At 61.4% G+C, this 15,944-nt stretch carries 18 protein-coding genes; 8 read left to right on the top strand and 10 right to left on the bottom strand.

Features of this window, described 5'->3' with window-relative positions; translation table 11 throughout:
* Window positions 1-132 precede the first annotated feature (132 nt).
* Window positions 133-1,107: a cysteine synthase A gene (gene cysK, locus ACODSV_RS33450; protein WP_024074066.1), complete on the bottom strand. Its 975-nt coding sequence runs from the start codon at window positions 1,105-1,107 to the stop codon at window positions 133-135.
* Between the two features lie 126 nt (window positions 1,108-1,233).
* Here cysK and ACODSV_RS33445 point away from each other — a divergent pair, with 126 nt between their 5' ends.
* The 3 genes from ACODSV_RS33445 (at window position 1,234) to ACODSV_RS33435 (ending at window position 4,451) form a co-directional block, all read left to right on the top strand.
* On the top strand, window positions 1,234-2,310 hold the full coding sequence (locus ACODSV_RS33445) for a DUF748 domain-containing protein (protein ID WP_024074065.1): 1,077 nt from the start codon (window positions 1,234-1,236) through the stop codon (window positions 2,308-2,310).
* A 117-nt stretch (window positions 2,311-2,427) separates the two neighbouring features.
* Window positions 2,428-3,273, top strand: coding sequence for an AAA family ATPase (locus tag ACODSV_RS33440; RefSeq protein ID WP_003210690.1), 846 nt, complete (start codon window positions 2,428-2,430; stop codon window positions 3,271-3,273).
* Complete coding sequence (locus ACODSV_RS33435; protein ID WP_024074064.1) at window positions 3,273-4,451, top strand: vWA domain-containing protein; 1,179 nt, start codon at window positions 3,273-3,275, stop codon at window positions 4,449-4,451. Before ACODSV_RS33440 ends, ACODSV_RS33435 begins: the two co-directional genes overlap by 1 nt.
* Window positions 4,452-4,488: 37 nt before the next feature.
* Here the strand turns inward: ACODSV_RS33435 and ACODSV_RS33430 are convergent, their stop codons facing one another.
* The 4 genes from ACODSV_RS33430 to ACODSV_RS33415 form a co-directional block, all read right to left on the bottom strand.
* On the bottom strand, window positions 4,489-5,028 hold the full coding sequence (locus tag ACODSV_RS33430) for a hypothetical protein (protein WP_069075437.1): 540 nt from the start codon (window positions 5,026-5,028) through the stop codon (window positions 4,489-4,491).
* 120 nt (window positions 5,029-5,148) lie between these two features.
* Entirely contained in the window at window positions 5,149-6,057 is a 909-nt protein-coding gene (locus ACODSV_RS33425; protein ID WP_150055156.1) for a 5-oxoprolinase subunit C family protein, read from the bottom strand.
* A complete protein-coding gene (locus tag ACODSV_RS33420) occupies window positions 6,054-6,758 on the bottom strand; it encodes a 5-oxoprolinase subunit B family protein (RefSeq protein ID WP_024074061.1) in 705 nt (234 codons plus the stop codon). Before ACODSV_RS33420 ends, ACODSV_RS33425 begins: the two co-directional genes overlap by 4 nt.
* On the bottom strand, window positions 6,755-7,495 hold the full coding sequence (locus ACODSV_RS33415) for a 5-oxoprolinase subunit PxpA (protein ID WP_024074060.1): 741 nt from the start codon (window positions 7,493-7,495) through the stop codon (window positions 6,755-6,757). Before ACODSV_RS33415 ends, ACODSV_RS33420 begins: the two co-directional genes overlap by 4 nt.
* 175 nt (window positions 7,496-7,670) lie before the next feature.
* On the opposite strand from ACODSV_RS33415, the gene ACODSV_RS33410 reads away from it, so the two are divergent.
* Window positions 7,671-8,585: a LysR family transcriptional regulator gene (locus tag ACODSV_RS33410; protein ID WP_024074059.1), complete on the top strand. Its 915-nt coding sequence runs from the start codon at window positions 7,671-7,673 to the stop codon at window positions 8,583-8,585.
* A gap of 123 nt (window positions 8,586-8,708) precedes the next feature.
* Here the strand turns inward: ACODSV_RS33410 and ACODSV_RS33405 are convergent, their stop codons facing one another.
* From ACODSV_RS33405 to ACODSV_RS33395, 3 genes are read right to left on the bottom strand one after another with little or no spacing between them, the layout of a single operon-like run.
* A complete protein-coding gene (locus ACODSV_RS33405) occupies window positions 8,709-9,251 on the bottom strand; it encodes a DUF2937 family protein (protein ID WP_024074058.1) in 543 nt (180 codons plus the stop codon).
* 11 nt (window positions 9,252-9,262) lie between these two features.
* Window positions 9,263-10,039 (bottom strand): class II glutamine amidotransferase, encoded by a 777-nt coding sequence (locus ACODSV_RS33400; RefSeq protein ID WP_024074057.1) that lies wholly within the window; start codon window positions 10,037-10,039, stop codon window positions 9,263-9,265.
* 30 nt (window positions 10,040-10,069) lie between these two features.
* Entirely contained in the window at window positions 10,070-10,606 is a 537-nt protein-coding gene (locus ACODSV_RS33395; RefSeq protein WP_024074056.1) for a hypothetical protein, read from the bottom strand.
* A 21-nt stretch (window positions 10,607-10,627) separates the two neighbouring features.
* Between ACODSV_RS33395 and ACODSV_RS33390 the strand changes: the two genes are divergently transcribed.
* Both ACODSV_RS33390 and ACODSV_RS33385 read left to right on the top strand, forming a co-directional pair.
* Entirely contained in the window at window positions 10,628-12,682 is a 2,055-nt protein-coding gene (locus ACODSV_RS33390; protein ID WP_093235542.1) for a S9 family peptidase, read from the top strand.
* Between the two features lie 66 nt (window positions 12,683-12,748).
* Complete coding sequence (locus tag ACODSV_RS33385; RefSeq protein WP_024074054.1) at window positions 12,749-13,222, top strand: cyclic nucleotide-binding domain-containing protein; 474 nt, start codon at window positions 12,749-12,751, stop codon at window positions 13,220-13,222.
* Here the strand turns inward: ACODSV_RS33385 and ACODSV_RS33380 are convergent.
* Entirely contained in the window at window positions 13,219-13,497 is a 279-nt protein-coding gene (locus ACODSV_RS33380) for a hypothetical protein (protein WP_041160864.1), read from the bottom strand. The two genes, ACODSV_RS33385 and ACODSV_RS33380, sit on opposite strands and share 4 nt — an antisense overlap.
* Window positions 13,498-13,575: 78 nt before the next feature.
* On the opposite strand from ACODSV_RS33380, the gene ACODSV_RS33375 reads away from it, so the two are divergent.
* Window positions 13,576-14,262: a spermidine synthase gene (locus tag ACODSV_RS33375; RefSeq protein WP_024074052.1), complete on the top strand. Its 687-nt coding sequence runs from the start codon at window positions 13,576-13,578 to the stop codon at window positions 14,260-14,262.
* Window positions 14,263-14,394: 132 nt separating this feature from the next.
* Here ACODSV_RS33375 and ACODSV_RS33370 read toward each other — a convergent pair whose 3' ends face one another.
* Entirely contained in the window at window positions 14,395-15,315 is a 921-nt protein-coding gene (locus ACODSV_RS33370; RefSeq protein WP_069075440.1) for a ParB/Srx family N-terminal domain-containing protein, read from the bottom strand.
* A 151-nt stretch (window positions 15,316-15,466) separates the two neighbouring features.
* Between ACODSV_RS33370 and ACODSV_RS33365 the strand changes: the two genes are divergently transcribed.
* Complete coding sequence (locus tag ACODSV_RS33365) at window positions 15,467-15,841, top strand: YajD family HNH nuclease (RefSeq protein ID WP_003210675.1); 375 nt, start codon at window positions 15,467-15,469, stop codon at window positions 15,839-15,841.
* The last annotated feature ends 103 nt before the right edge of the window (window positions 15,842-15,944 follow it).

Here is a 15,944-nt window from a genome sequence, read left to right as displayed (position 1 = left end):
GGGGCTGCTACGCAGCCCAACGCGGGGCAAGCCCGCTCGCCACAACAAGCCTGCTCGCCGCAACAGGCCGGCTCGCCGCAACAAGCCTGCTCATCCCACAATAAACCCATCTACTTGCCACAGGCGATCACATCAAGCCTGGTTTTCCTGGTCGGTAAACAAATCGCTGAACAGCATGCTCGACAGGTAGCGCTCACCGGAGTCCGGCAGGATCACCACGATGGTCTTGCCCTGCATTTCCGGTTTTTCCGCCAGGCGCACGGCCACGGCCATGGCCGCGCCGCAGGAAATACCGCACAGGATGCCCTCTTCCTGCATCAGGCGCAGGGCCATGGCCTTGGATTCCTCATCGGTCACCAGTTCCACACGGTCAACCATCGACAGGTCGAGGTTTTTCGGCACGAACCCGGCGCCGATGCCCTGGATCTTGTGCGGGCTGGGCTTGATCTCTTCACCGGCCAGCGCCTGCGTGATCACCGGCGACACCATGGGTTCGACGGCCACCGACAGGATCGGCTTGCCCGCGATGTTCTTGATGTAACGCGACACACCGGTAATGGTGCCGCCCGTCCCCACCCCCGCCACCAATACATCCACGGCGCCATCGGTGTCGTTCCAGATTTCCGGGCCGGTGGTTTTCTCGTGGATCGCCGGGTTGGCCGGGTTGTCGAACTGGGCCGGCATAAAGTAGCTGGCCGGGTCGCTGGCGAGGATTTCGCCGGCTTTCTCAATCGCGCCCTTCATGCCCTTGGCCGGTTCGGTCAACACCAGTTCGGCACCCAGGGCCTTGAGCACTTTGCGCCGCTCGATGCTCATGGACGCTGGCATGGTCAACACCAACTTGTAGCCACGGGCCGCGGCGACGAAGGCCAGGCCAATACCGGTATTGCCGGAAGTCGGTTCGACAATGGTCATGCCCGGCTTGAGTTTGCCGGTACTTTCGGCGTCCCAGATCATGTTTGCGCCAATGCGGCACTTCACCGAATAACCTGGGTTACGCCCTTCGATCTTGGCCAGGATGGTCACGCCACGCGGTGCGATACGGTTGATCTGAACCAGGGGCGTGTTACCGATGGAGTGCGCGTTGTCTGCAAAAATGCGGCTCATGGCGGGTCCTATTGGGCGATTTCAAGAAAGGTTCCAAGGGTATGCCTCGTGCCGCCAAGCGTCCAGTCAGAGGAACGTTGCGCGTGTCCCAACAGTCCATCTCCTACCCGCAAGGAGAACTGCCCCATGAAACGTCGCTACAGCTGGCCACTCTGGACCATTGCCGGATTACTGGTGGTCCTGGTCGCCGTGAGCATCGCGCTGCCCTATCTGGTGCGTAACTACCTGAATGACAAGCTCGCCGACATGGGCGATTACCGCGGCCAGGTTACCGACGTGGACCTCGCGCTGTGGCGTGGCGCGTACAGGATCAACGGCCTTGAGATCATCAAGGTCGACGGCAAGGTGCCCGTCCCGTTCGTCAAGGCGCCGCTGATCGACCTGGCAGTAAGCTGGCACTCTCTTTGGTACGACCACGCGGTGGTGGCCAAAGTGCTGTTTATCCAGCCCGAAGTGAACTTCGTCGACGGCGGCGCCAACAAGCAAGCCTCCCAGACCGGTAAAGGCACCGACTGGCGCGAGCAGCTGAGTAAGTTGGCCCCCATCACCCTCGATGAGGTGCGCATTGAGGACGGCAAGATCGCCTTCCACAACTTCAGTTCCAAACCCGTAGTGAAGATCGACGCGACCGACGTCAACGCCAGCTTCTACAACCTGACCAATGTGGTGAACGTCAAAGGCCGGCGCGACGCGCGGTTCGACGGCAAGGCCCTGCTGCAAGGCCAGGCCCCGCTGGAAGCCACCGCCACCTTCGACCCGCTGAGCAATTTCGAGAATTTCGAGTTTCGCTTTCGCGCCAGGGACTTGCAGCTCAAGCGCATGAATGACTTCGCCTCGGCCTATGGCAAGTTCGACTTCAAGGCCGGTACCGGGGATGTGGTGATCGAGGCCCAGGCGGAAAAAGGCCAATTGACCGGGTACATCAAGCCGCTGCTGCGTGATGTAGAGGTCTTCGACTGGCAGCAGGATGTGGAGAACAAGGACAAGAACATCTTTCGTTCGATCTGGGAGGCCGTGGTGGGCACCAGCGAGACCGTGCTGAAGAACCAGGCGAAGAACCAGTTCGCCACCCGCGTGGAACTCAGTGGCAGCGTGCATCAGCAAAATGTCAGCGCGTTCTCTGCATTTTTGGCGATTTTGCGTAACGGTTTTATCCAAGCATTCAACGCACGCTATGAACAGCCCAAGCCCAGTGCTGACTGAACCACGCGCCTAATGAATGTGTGACCCGCCATTCAGAGACTGAATAACCCGTCTGCGTTCACAGTCGCCGGGGCCGCGCGGTATAGTCCGGGCATTGATGAATTCGAGGAATGACCGATGAAGTTCGAAGGCACCCAGGCCTACGTTGCCACCGATGACCTGAAACTGGCCGTCAACGCTGCCATCACCCTGGAGCGCCCGTTGCTGGTCAAGGGTGAGCCGGGCACCGGCAAGACCATGCTCGCCGAGCAACTGGCCGAATCCTTCGGCGCCAAGCTGATCACCTGGCACATCAAGTCCACCACCAAGGCCCACCAGGGCCTGTATGAGTACGACGCGGTCAGCCGGCTGCGCGACTCGCAGCTGGGTGTGGACAAGGTGCACGACGTGCGCAACTACCTGAAGAAGGGCAAGCTCTGGGAAGCCTTCGAGTCCGAAGAGCGGGTGATCCTGCTGATCGATGAAATCGACAAGGCCGACATCGAGTTCCCCAACGACCTGCTGCAAGAACTCGACAAGATGGAGTTCTACGTCTACGAAATCGACGAGACCATCAAGGCCAAGAAACGCCCGATCATCATCATTACCTCCAACAACGAAAAAGAGCTGCCGGACGCGTTCCTGCGCCGCTGCTTCTTCCACTACATCGCCTTCCCCGACCGCACCACCCTGCAAAAGATCGTCGACGTGCACTACCCCGACATCAAGAAAGACCTGGTCAGCGAAGCGCTGGACGTGTTCTTCGACGTGCGCAAAGTACCGGGCCTGAAGAAAAAGCCCTCCACCTCCGAACTGGTGGACTGGCTCAAGTTGTTGATGGCCGACAATATCGGCGAAGCGGTGCTGCGCGAGCGCGACCCCACCAAGGCCATCCCGCCCCTGGCCGGTGCCTTGGTCAAGAACGAGCAAGACGTGCAGTTGCTGGAGCGTCTGGCGTTCATGAGCCGTCGCGGTAATCGCTAATGTTGCTCAACCTGTTCAACGAGATGCGTGCCGCCAAGGTGCCGGTGTCGGTGCGCGAGCTGCTCGACCTGATCAACGCGCTCAAGCAGCGCGTGACCTTCGCCGACATGGACGAGTTTTACTACTTGGCCCGGGCGATCCTGGTGAAGGACGAGCGGCACTTCGACAAGTTCGACCGCGCCTTCAGCGCCTATTTCAACGGCCTGGAAAAGCTCGACGACCACCTGCAGGCGCTGATCCCCGAAGACTGGCTGCGCAAGGAATTCGAGCGCTCGCTGAGCGACGAAGAACGCGCGCAGATCCAGTCCCTGGGCGGCCTGGACAAGCTGATCGAAGCGTTCAAGAAACGCCTGGAAGAACAGAAGGAACGTCACGCCGGCGGTAACAAGTGGATCGGCACCGGCGGTACCAGCCCGTTCGGCTCCGGCGGCTACAACCCTGAAGGCATTCGCGTCGGCGACGCTGGCAAGCGCCAGGGCAAGGCGGTAAAAGTCTGGGATCAGCGCGAGTACAAGAACCTCGACGATCAGGTCGAGTTGGGTACGCGCAATATCAAGATCGCCCTGCGCCGCCTGCGCAAGTTCGCGCGCCAGGGCGCTGCCGAAGAGCTGGATATCGACGGCACCATCGACCACACCGCCCGCGATGCCGGGCTGCTGAATATCCAGATGCGCCCGGAACGGCGTAACACCATCAAGCTATTGTTGCTGTTCGATATCGGCGGCTCGATGGATGCCCACGTAAAAATCTGCGAAGAACTGTTCTCGGCGTGCAAGACCGAGTTCAAGCACCTGGAGTATTTCTACTTCCACAACTTCGTGTACGAGTCGGTGTGGAAGAACAACCAGCGCCGCACGTCGGAACGCACCTCCACCCAGGATCTGCTGCACAAGTATGGCGCCGACTACAAAGTGATCTTTATCGGCGATGCGTCGATGGCACCGTATGAAATTACCCAGGCCGGCGGCAGCGTCGAACACTGGAATGAAGAGCCGGGGTATGTGTGGATGCAGCGCTTCATGGCCAAGTACAAGAAGCTGATCTGGATTAACCCGTATCCCAAGGATACGTGGGGTTATACGGCATCGACGGGGATTGTACGGGAGCTGGTGGAAGATCAGATGTATCCGTTGACGCTTCGCGGGCTGGAAGAAGGGATGCGGTTTTTGTCGAAGTAGTCGGCAACCTGTAGCCCTCGGAGCTACAGGTTTGCTTTCAGCAGCGCTCGGCGTCGATCCAACCGAACTTCAGAAACAGCGCGGAAAACTGTTTGAGCAATTCAGCATCCTTGTGGGTGACCTTGCCGTCATTATTGACATCCTGATTGATCGAAACACTGCCTAGGCCATTGTCGTCTCCGTAAATCGCCGCGGTGTAGACAATGCTTTCATCCGTAGGTGCGCCCTCGCCCTGGTGAAAGTGCAGACGCACGGTGTCGGGTATGCCGTTGCCGCCAAAGTCACGGGCAAACACCTTTAAGTATTTGTCGAAAGGTGCGTCGAGGCTGAACCAATTGAACTCAACAAACAATTGGGCCAGTTCAATTGCCAGTGCCCGGTCGACGGCATCGATGACGCCGTCCTGGTTCACATCATCGGCAATCACCCAATCCAACTGCCCGTCATCGGTAATATCGAAGGCCGTGGCCTGCCGGACGAGAGTCGGGGTGTGGGTATCGTCATGAAACTCCAGACTGACCACATCGGGCACATCATTATCGAGGACATCCTGTGCATAGATTTTCAAGTAGCGCATGTTGGAACCCTAGTGAATGAAGCACTAAGACTTCCACATGCACCCACTCGAACCAAGACGGCAATGCCCATCAGGCATGTGAGACTAATCCTGACCGTCATTCGGGCGCCATAACAGCGCTCAAATGAACCGGCGCAAAAAATCCACCTGCTGCCGATGCGCCGTTTCCTGCACCACCGGCGCCAGCCTCACCTTCTCCCCCGGCAGGCACTGCGCCAGGCGCGCCAACGCCAGTGGCGTCAACGCGCCCAGGCGCGGATAGCCGCCGATCGTCTGCCGATCATTGAGCAACACAATCGGCTGCCCATCCGGCGGCACCTGGATCGCGCCCAACGGAATCCCTTCGGAAATCAGTGACGGCCCCTGGTACTGCAACGGCGTGCCCAGCAAGCGCATGCCCATGCGGTCGGCGCGACTGTCCAGAGTCCAGTCGGTATTGAAGGCATCAAACAGGCTCTGGCCGCTGAACTGACCAATTTGGGCGCCGACGATCACATCCAGCGGCGCCTTGGCTGGCAACGCCGGCGTGCTCAGCACTTTCATCGCTCCGCCGGTACCGGAATAGGCCAACCGCGCGCCTTCGGCCAACGCCTCGCCAAAGCCGTTCAAGCCACCCAGTTCCTCCCGTACCACGGTGGCGCAACTGCCCAGCACATCCGGTGCATCAAACCCACCCGGTGCAGCCAGGTATGCCCGCGCGCCGCTGAACGGTTGGGTAAAGCGCAAACGCTGACCCTTTTGCAGGATAAAACTGCGCCCAGGGCTGATCGCACGCTCATCGATGTAGGCGCCCAGGTCCGCGCCGGCCAAGGCCAGCAAGCAATATTCCTCGGCCTGTACGGTAAAGCCGCCGAGGGTAATTTCCACCACCGGCGCATCCAGCGCATTGTCCAGCAGCCAATTGGCCCAGGACATCGACACCCAATCCAGCGCACCGCCCTGGGTCACGCCCAGGTGGCGCACGCCAAAACGTCCGGCGTCCTGCAACAGGCAAAGCGGGGTGCTGGCCTCGATGATCAAGCGGCTCATGCCTGCGCCTCCAACGGCGTGTCATCGCCACCCAGGTTGATAAACTCGGCGTGGCTGACGGCGGCAAAACGCACCGTGTCGCCCGGTTGCATCAGGCTGTAGCCGTCGCGCTCGCGGTCAAACAACTTGGCCGGGGTGCGGCCAATCAGGTTCCAACCACCAGGGGAGACCACCGGATAGGCGGCGGTTTGCCGTTCGGCAATGCCCACGCTGCCGGCCGCCACGCGTTTGCGCGGGGTGTTGAGACGCGCAGTGGCGAGGGCTTCGTCCACTAAGCCCATAAAGGCAAAACCGGGAGCGAAGCCGAGGGCAAATACCTGGTATTCGTGGGCACTGTGGCGGCGGATGACATCCTCCACCGAAAGGCCGCTGCGCCGGCTGAGCAAGCTCAGCTCAGGCCCGACGCTCAGGTCATACCACACCGGCAGCACATGGCACTGGCCACTGCCCTGGGCCTGGGGTTGCAGGTCGGTCAGCGCCTGGTCGATCAATCCCCGTGCTTGCGCCGGGCTCAACGCAGTGAGGTCGTAATGCACCATCAAGGTGGTGTAGGACGGCACCAGATCCACCAGCGCCGTGCCAAAACCGCTGCGCAAGCGCTGGGTGGCGGCGAGCATCCACGGCATGTTGGCTTCGGCAATCACCTCGAACAGACGCACCATCAGGCAGTCGATCGCCACCACTTCAATCCGTGGCTTCATGCTGACTTCAATGCCTCGCGGATGCGCTGCACGGCGGCGATCGAACTGGCGTTGTCACCGTGCACACATAGGGTATTGGCCTGCAAGACCAAGGGGCTGCCGTCGCTGGCGGTCAGGGGTTCGCCACGGGAGAGGGTCAAGGATTGCTGGACGATGACCTCCGGATCGTGGTGCACCGCACCCGGCAATTGACGCGAAACCAGATGGCCGTTGGGATCGTAGGCACGGTCGGCGAACGCCTCGAACCACAGGATCACCCCGTATTCGTCACCCAGCGCCTGGGCCGCGCTGTTGTCGCGGGTGGCCAGCAGCATCAGCGGCAGGTCGCCGTAGGCGGCCACGGCCTGGATCACTGCACGCAACTGCGCCGGGTTGGCCATCATGTCGTTGTACATCGCGCCATGGGGTTTGACGTAACTGACACGCCCGCCCTGGGCGCGGCAGATGCCCTCCAGCGCGCCGATCTGGTAGTGCAACAGGTCCTGGATTTCCTGGGGGGTGTAGGCCATGGAACGGCGGCCGAAACCTTGCAGGTCCTGGTACGCCGGGTGCGCGCCGACCTGTACGCCGTGTTTGAGGGCCAGGCTGACGGTCTTGCGCATGATGCTCGGGTCGCCGGCATGAAAACCGCAAGCCACGTTGGCGCAATCGATGAACGGCATGACCTCGGCATCCAGACCCAGGGTCCAGTTGCCAAAGCTTTCGCCGATGTCGCAGTTCAATAGCAGGCGGCTCACGGTGGTTGCTCCTGTAGGCTTTGTTTTTTTGTAGTGTGGGATTTTTTACACAGAACTCGCAACTTGTCCTGATACCCCAACGACGCTTATCGTGGAATGGCTCGATTTTTGGCGTTTGCCCGGTGCGGCGTCCAACTAATAAAAACCGATCCATGCATAAGAAAAAGTTGATCCCATGAATTTGAAGTTCCTCGAAACCTTCGTCTGGGTGGCCAAGCTCAAGAGTTTTCGCCTGACCGCCGAGAAGCTGTTCACCACCCAGGCCTCGATTTCCAGCCGCATTGCGGTGCTGGAGAGCGAACTGGGGGTGAAGCTGTTTCTGCGTGATTCGCGGGGCGTGAGCCTGACCCCGGAAGGCTTGAAGGTGCTCGATTATGCCGAGCAGATGATGGTGACCATGCAGGGCCTGAAGCAGTCCCTGGAGACCACCAGCAGCAAGGTCGGGCGCATCCGTATCGGCGCGATGGACACGGTGATCCACACCTGGCTGAGCCCATTGGTCGCCGAATTGATGGACCAGTTCCCCCGGGTGGAAATCGAATTGATCGCCGATACCGCACTCAACCTCAGCGATCAGCTGCAAAAAGGCTTCCTCGACCTGATCCTGCAAACTGACCTGCTCCGCCTGGAGACCGTGCGCAGCCTGGAACTGGCCAGCCACCCCATGGCCTGGATCGTCGCCAGCCAATCGATCTACAACCGAGACTACGCTTCCCTCGCCGAACTGGCCCAGGAACGCATCATCACCTACTCGAAAAACTCCCACCCCCATCAGGACGTGCTCAGCCTGATGCAGGCCAATGGCGTTGCCGCGCCACGGATGAACTGTGTGAATTCGGTGTCGGCGATTACCCGCCTGCTGCGCGATGGCTTCGGGATTGGCGCACTGCCCCCCGTGCTGGTCATCGAAGAACTGGCACGCGGTGAATTGGTGATGTTGCCCATGGCGCAGAAACTGCCGAACTTGCAGGTGGTGGTGTCGTGGCGCGTGGGGGTGGAGTTGGTGGAGGAAATTGTGGGGTTGTGCCAGAAGGTGGTGGCCAGGTATGCCGAAGAGGTTGGCGAAGAGCGGATGGTGCTGAGCAACTGAAGGAACCCAATCCAATGTGGGAGGGGGCTTGCCCCCGATAGCAGTGTGTCAGCCAATACATCAGTGACTGAACCACCGCCATCGGGGGCAAGCCCCCTCCCACATTTAGACTTGCGGTGACCGTTACAGGCCCTTGAGGTCCCGCTCTTCAATCGGCCGGCTCTGACGCAGGCGCTTGCCGCCCAACACCACCCAGTCGATCAAGCGGAACAGGCACTCCAGGCCAAACGACAGCAACATCGCCCCACCCAGGCCCCAGCCCATGGCCTCGGGGGTCAGCAGGATCTGGTAGCTGTAGCCGTTCCAGGTTTCCAGGCGGATATCCGGGTCGGCGGCCACCGCCACTTGCAGGGCGCGGATGTACCACGGGCCTTGCATGGCCTGGAATTGCTTGTCCAACGCCACCTGGCGATCGAGCATCGCCCCCAGGCTCTTGGCATCGCTCTGGAACACCGGGTCGTCGCTGGCGCGGTAGTGGGCCACCAAGGCCTGCAAGTCGCCATTGAAGAACTGCTGCGCAGTGGACTCAAACCCGCGCAGGCCGGTCTGGGCCTCGATCAGATGGGCTTCGACGCGCTTGGCGTAGTCGTTGATAAACCCCGGCACTTGCACACCGACCAACAAGCCAATGGCAAACAGCACCAGTCGCAAATAGCTGAGCAACATAATCGATGTCCCTACTCGGTAATGCCCTGGCTGACGCATTCACCGCGTCGCCACAGGCTCCATTGGCCCGGTTCGTAGCGGGTCCAGTTTTCGTTGTCGGTCAGCGGCTCGGTGGCAATCACCGTGACCACATCATTGGGGGTGGTTTCGGCCTGAAAATCGACAATCACGTCGACATCTTTCAGGCGTGCCGGGCCAAACGGGGCGCGCCGGGTGATCTGCGCCAGTTTGGTCGAGCAGTAGCAGAACAACCAGTCGCCATCGCTGAGCAGGCAGTTGAACACGCCTTTGCTGCGGTATTCGGCGCAGGCGGCGATCAGGTCCGGCAGCATCTGCTCAATATCGACTGGCTCCGGGAATGCCTCGCGTACGCGGTTAAGCAGGTCGCAGAACGCCGCCTCGCTATCGGTATCACCCACCGGGCGGTAGAACGTGGCGCGCGGGTTGAAGTCCGCCAACTGGCCATTATGGGCGAAACACCAGTTACGCCCCCACAGTTCACGCACGAATGGGTGGGTGTTGGCCAGGCTCACCTTGCCGACGTTGGCCTGGCGGATATGGCCGATCACCACTTCACTCTTGATGGGATAACGCTGCACCAGCAGCGCGACTTCCGATTCGCTGCTGGCGGCCGGGTCCTGGAACAGGCGCAGGCCACGGCCTTCGTAGAAGGCAATGCCCCAACCGTCGCGATGGGGCCCGGTGCGCCCGCCGCGCTGCATCAGCCCGGTAAAGCTGAATACGATATCGGTGGGGACGTTGGCACTCATGCCCAATAATTCACACATGCCAGGGCTCTCGCTGCAGGGCGGACTACGTTAAAGGCGCGGTTCGACCCGCATACCGCTCACCGGCGCCGGGCGACGGAACGGTTCATCGTCTTCGTCTTCCGGCTCGGCAGCCAAGGCGGCATCGACCGCGGCCTTGCGCTCACGGCGGGCCTTGGCGGCACGCTCGATGGGCCAACGGATCAACACGATGACGATATACACGCCAAAGGCGATCATCGTGTACATGAACAGATCGGAGACGGCCCGCCAGGCGTTATTGCCGACCTTGAGCACCAGGTCCATCGCGGTGATGGCCACGGCCGGGGCGAACTGGGTCTTGACCGGATCGACGATGGTCGGGCTGAACAGCAGCACCGCCATCAGCAATTGCAGCGGCTCGCGCAACCAACGCCAGATCCAGCGGGTCATGCGCCACCACACCAACAGGCAGCCCAAAGCGGCGAAGGCGTAAAGGCCCCAAGCGGTCAGATAGTCGTTCTCGGTCATGGTGTCCATGGCAACGTAGGCAAACAGGCGGCTATGATAACGGCTTTTGCGTGTCGCGGCTGCAATGGCTGCCACCATCCGCCAGACAGAGAGTGATCCATGCCTTCATCGACCCACATCACTGCCGCCCCGATTGCCCGCAAAGCCCCAGGCCAGGACCCGTACGCCTGGCTGCAAGAGCGTGACAGCGCTGAAGTGCTCGATTACCTCAAGGCCGAAAACGCCTGGCTGGAAGCCCAACTCGCCGACCAGCAGGCCCTGCGCGAAACCCTGTTCGAGGAGATCAAGGGGCGCATCCTCGAAACCGACCTGTCGCTGCCCTCCCCTTGGGGCCCGTACCTGTACTACACACGCACCACCGCCGGTGACGAGTATGCCCGCCACTACCGCTGCCGCCGCCCGGCCGACGACAGCAACCAGGTGGACGCCAGCAGCGAAGAGCTGCTGCTGGACCCCAACGCCCTGGCCAACGGTGGCTTCTTCTCCCTCGGCGCGTTCAGCATCAGCCCCGACCACCAGCGCCTGGCCTACAGCCTCGACACCAATGGCGAAGAGATCTACACCCTGTACGTGAAGGAATTGGCCACCGACAAAGTCAGCGAACTGGCGTTCGACAACTGCGACGGCAGCATGACCTGGGCCAATGACAGCCTGACCCTGTTCTTCGGCGAGCTGGATGACACCCACCGCCCACACAAGCTGTATCGCTACCGCCTGGATGGTACGGCCGCGCAGGAAGTGTTCCATGAGCCCGACGGGCGTTTCTTCCTGCACTGCTACCGCTCCAGCTCAGAGCGCCAGTTGCTGCTGGCCCTGGGCAGCAAGACCACCAGCGAAATCTGGGCCCTGGACGCCAACCAGCCGCACCTGGACTTCACCTGCCTGGCACCACGGGTCGAGGACCATGAATACGATGTCGACCACGGCCAACTGAATGGCGCGTGGACCTGGTTTATCCGCAGCAACCGTGATGGCATCAACTACGCCCTGTTTGTGGCGACCGACATTGGCGACGTGCCGACCGAGGATGAGTGGCAGAACCTGATCCCCCACAGCGACGAGGTGATGCTCGACGGCGTCAGCCTGAACGCCTACGCCATGACCCTGAGCCTGCGCATCGGCGGCCTGCCGGTGATCGAAGTGCACCCCCAAGGCGTGCCGGCCTATCGCGTGGAATTACCCGACGCCGCCTACAGCCTCTACGTCCAGAACAGCCTGGAATTCGTCAGCGACAAGATCCGCCTGCGCTATGAAGCCCTGAACCGCCCGGCCCAGGTCCGCCAGTTGGAACTGGCCAGCGGCGCGCAGCAGGTGCTCAAGGAAACCCCGGTACTCGGCGTGTTCAACGCCGATGACTACGTCAGCCGGCGCCTGTGGGCCACCTCCGCCGATGGCACCCAGGTGCCGATCAGCCTGGTGGTCAAGCGCGACCAACTCGGCAAGCCGACGCCGCTGTACCTCTACGGTTACGGCGCCTACGGCCAGAGCCTCGACCCGTGGTTCTCCCACGCCCGCCTGAGCCTGCTGGACCGTGGCGTGGCGTTCGCCATTGCCCATGTGCGCGGCGGCGGCGAGCTGGGTGAAGCCTGGTATCGCAACGGCAAGCAGGAACATAAGCAGAACACCTTCAGCGACTTTATTGCCTGTGCCGAACACCTGATCGCCGAGGGCCTGACCACCGCCCAGCAACTGGTGATCAGCGGCGGCAGTGCCGGTGGCCTGTTGATCGGCGCGGTGCTCAACCAACGCCCCGAGCTGTTCCAGGCGGCGATTGCCGAAGTGCCGTTCGTCGACGTGCTCAATACCATGCTCGACCCGGAACTGCCGTTGACCATCACCGAGTACGACGAGTGGGGCAACCCCGAGGAGCCCGAGGTGTACGCACGCATCAAGGCCTACGCGCCGTACGAAAACGTCAGCGCCCAGGCCTACCCGGCCACGCTGGTGATCGCTGGCTACAACGACAGCCGCGTGCAGTACTGGGAAGCGGCCAAGTGGGTGGCGAAGCTGCGGGCGACCGCCACCTCCGACAACCTGCTGCTGCTCAAGACCGAACTGGGCGCCGGCCACGGCGGGATGAGCGGTCGCTACCAGGGAATTCGTGACGTAGCACTCGAATATGCATTTGTATTCAAGGTGCTGGGGCTGGTGTAAGGAACTTCGCGGAGCGGTCCTGTCTGAACACAGGACCGCCACCTTTGATGGACCAAGATTGCAGCCATGGCACTACCGACGCTAATGAACACCGAAATCCGCGACATGCTCATGGACTGCGGCCTGTTCGACCCGTTGTTGCCGGAAGACTTTCACGTCGCCGCCGGCTACTTCAATATCAGCAGCATTGCCGAGGGCGAGGTGATTTTCCTCGAGGGCGATGCTGGCACCTTCATGTGCATCCTCCACAGTGGCCAGGTGGCGGTACAGAAAACCAACCACAATGGCCAACGCCTGACCATCGCCACCCTGCGCAGTGGCCGGGCCTTCGGTGAAATGGCGGTGCTCGACGGCGAGCGACGTTCCGCCAGCTGCGTGGCCGCCAGCGACTGCGTCTTGTTGAGCCTGGGCAAGGACGCCCTGGAAAAGATGCTCAATGAAACGCCCCGTGTGGCGGCAAAGATCATCCGCGCAATCGCCATCGCGTTGTCCAAGCGCCTGCGCATGGCCGATGGGCAATTACTGTCCCAACAGTTTTAACCGCCGGGCGACTTCGGCTTGCTGTCGTTCTGCTGCAAGCCGGGCACCGTCTGGTCCTTCGGCGGCGTCGGCAATACGATCGGCGCCAAGGCGGGGGAGCCGTTGGTCTTGGGCACGGCCGGCGGGGTGACTTGCGGGTACAACGTCGGCGTCGGGGTGCCCGGTGCGCCTGGGGTTGGCGCTGGCGCGACCGGTACGGTTTGCAACTCCTGAGCCTGCGCCGCACCCAATGCGAGCGCGCTCAACACAATGACCGTTAGAATGCTGCACTTCATCGATGGCTCCATGGCCTGACCGGAATGTCGTAAGGCTACTCCCAACCGCGCAAGAATGCCCTTCCCAATGAGATTTCCATGAAACGTTTCGTTCTGCTCGACACCACCCCGATCCCCGATAACGGCGGTGCCTTGTGCCTGTTCGAGTACGGTGAAGATTTTGTCATCAAGATCCAGGGCGGTGACGGCGGCCAGTTGATGAACACACGCATGCACGGTTCCGAAGACGCCCTGGCGGAAATTCCCTGCCGCAAAGTCGCCGGCCGCCCCGGTTCGCGGGTATTGATTGGCGGCCTGGGCATGGGCTTCACCCTGGCGTCGGCGCTCAAGCATTTGGGCAAGACCGCCGAGGTGGTGGTGGCTGAACTGGTACCGGGCGTCGTGGAGTGGAACCGCGGGCCCTTGGGGGAAAAAGCCGGGCGCCCACTGCTCGACCCGCGCACGCTGATTCGCCTGGAAGACGTGGCCAAGGTGCTGCAGGCCGAGCCCCAGGGCTTTGACGCGATCATGCTCGATGTGGACAACGGCCCCGAAGGCCTCACGCAAAAAGCCAACAGCTGGCTTTACTCCGCCGGTGGCTTGGCGGCCTGCGCCAAGGCCCTGCGGCCCAAGGGCGTGTTGGCCGTATGGTCGGCCAGTGCCGACAAGCTGTTCAGCGACAAACTGCGCAAGGCCGGTTTCAAGGCCGAGGAAGTGCAGGTATTCGCCCATGGCAACAAGGGCACCCGGCACACCATCTGGATTGCGGAAAAGCTCAAGGGCTGAGCACCATTAACCAAACGCTGAAAATCCAATGTGGGAGGGGGCTTGCCCCCGATAGCGGTGGATCAGTCACTGCACCTGGCACTGATAGACCGCCATCGGGGGCAAGCCCCCTCCCACATTTTTGATCCCCGATCAGTGGTGGGATTTGCGGTAATCGATCACATACGGCACTTTTTTGTCGAAGGTCTTCTCCAGCTCATCGCGGTCCAACTGGGGCATGCCGCCCAGTTGATGGGCGGTAAAGCCGCTATCCCCCACCTGTGAACCCGGCGCCAGGCTGACCATGCGCTTGGCCACCGCTTCGATGGCATCCTTGTAGCCGCCTTTCTTGTTCAGGTTGTACTGGCCCAGGTCCACCTGCGTGCGCAGCCAGTTACCCCAATAGAACTCCAGGAACTCCGGCGCGATCTCCCCAGCATCCGGCTTGCCATAGGCGGCCTTGCGGGTGAAATACACCAGGCTGCGGAAGGTGTCGTCCTGCAGGTTCTTGAACCCCAGGTGCGCCGGCAGTTGCTCCGGTGGCAGGGTCTGGCCTTGGTTGTCCTTGAGCCAGACCTTGCGGGCCGCTTCCATGCGCTGCCAGAAGCTCGCCATGTTCGGGCTGTTGCTGAAGTCGTCAGTGACCTTGACCCACATCTTCAAGCGCGGGCCGCCGCCGGGCACTTCCCACAAGGTGGTGAAACTGTGGTGACCGTCGGTCAGGTACAGCTGCCCGGCTGGGCCGACCACCACGGTTTTCATGTCCTCGGGATGGGTGCCCACTGGGTCCTTGCAGGTGAAGCTGTCGGGCTGGTGCAGGTCAGCCTTGCCGGGCACCTTGTCGGCCTCGCCCTGGCCATTGGTTTCGCAGTACTCATCGAAGACCTTGGCGGGCTTGTCGGCAAACAGCCCCAGGCTGTAGTAGATCTGGTCGAACCCCACCACGGCCTGGGTGGGGTGCAACTGGTCGAGGGCCACCTCGATCACCTGGCCGGGCTTGGGCGTGGAGAACGCCTGGGCTTGCGCCGTGAGGGCGCAGAGTAGAAGTGCAACTGTCCATGTAGGTAAACGCATAGGTTTCAGATCCTTATGAATTGAGTGAACCGATACTACAAACGATCGCCGGCGCCAGGCTGTACGGTTGCTGAAAAAGCCAGCGGTCATTTGCCCCGCAAGCGGCTAGAATCAACGCTATCCGTGACCCACCAAACAGCCAGGAGCCATGATGAGCTCGACCAACCCGCCCTCCCACACCGCCAAGCTGGACCGCATCCTTGCCGATGCCCAACGCGACCGGGAAATGGGCTACCGCGACAAAGCCCTGAAAATGTACCCCCACGTGTGCGGCCGTTGCGCCCGTGAGTTCGCCGGCAAACGCTTGAGTGAACTGACCGTACACCACCGTAACCACAATCATGATGACAATCCCCAGGACGGCTCCAACTGGGAACTGCTCTGCCTGTATTGCCACGACAACGAACACTCGCGCTACACCGACCAGCAGTACTTCGGCGAAGGCTCCACCAGCAGCCCGACGATTGCCAAGGCCACGCACAACCCGTTTGCGGCGTTGGCGGGGTTGATGAAGAAAGACGACTGAAATCCTTGTGGTGAGCAGGCTTGTTGTGGCGGGCACAGCGCTATCTATTTGTGGCGAGCGGGCTTGCCCCGCGTTGGGCTGCGCAGCAGCCCCAAAACCAGCC

Source organism: Pseudomonas sp. FG86, from assembly GCF_057808775.1.
The sequence above is the reverse complement of the archived record's forward strand: the minus strand, read 5'-3'. Positions and strand labels throughout refer to the sequence as shown.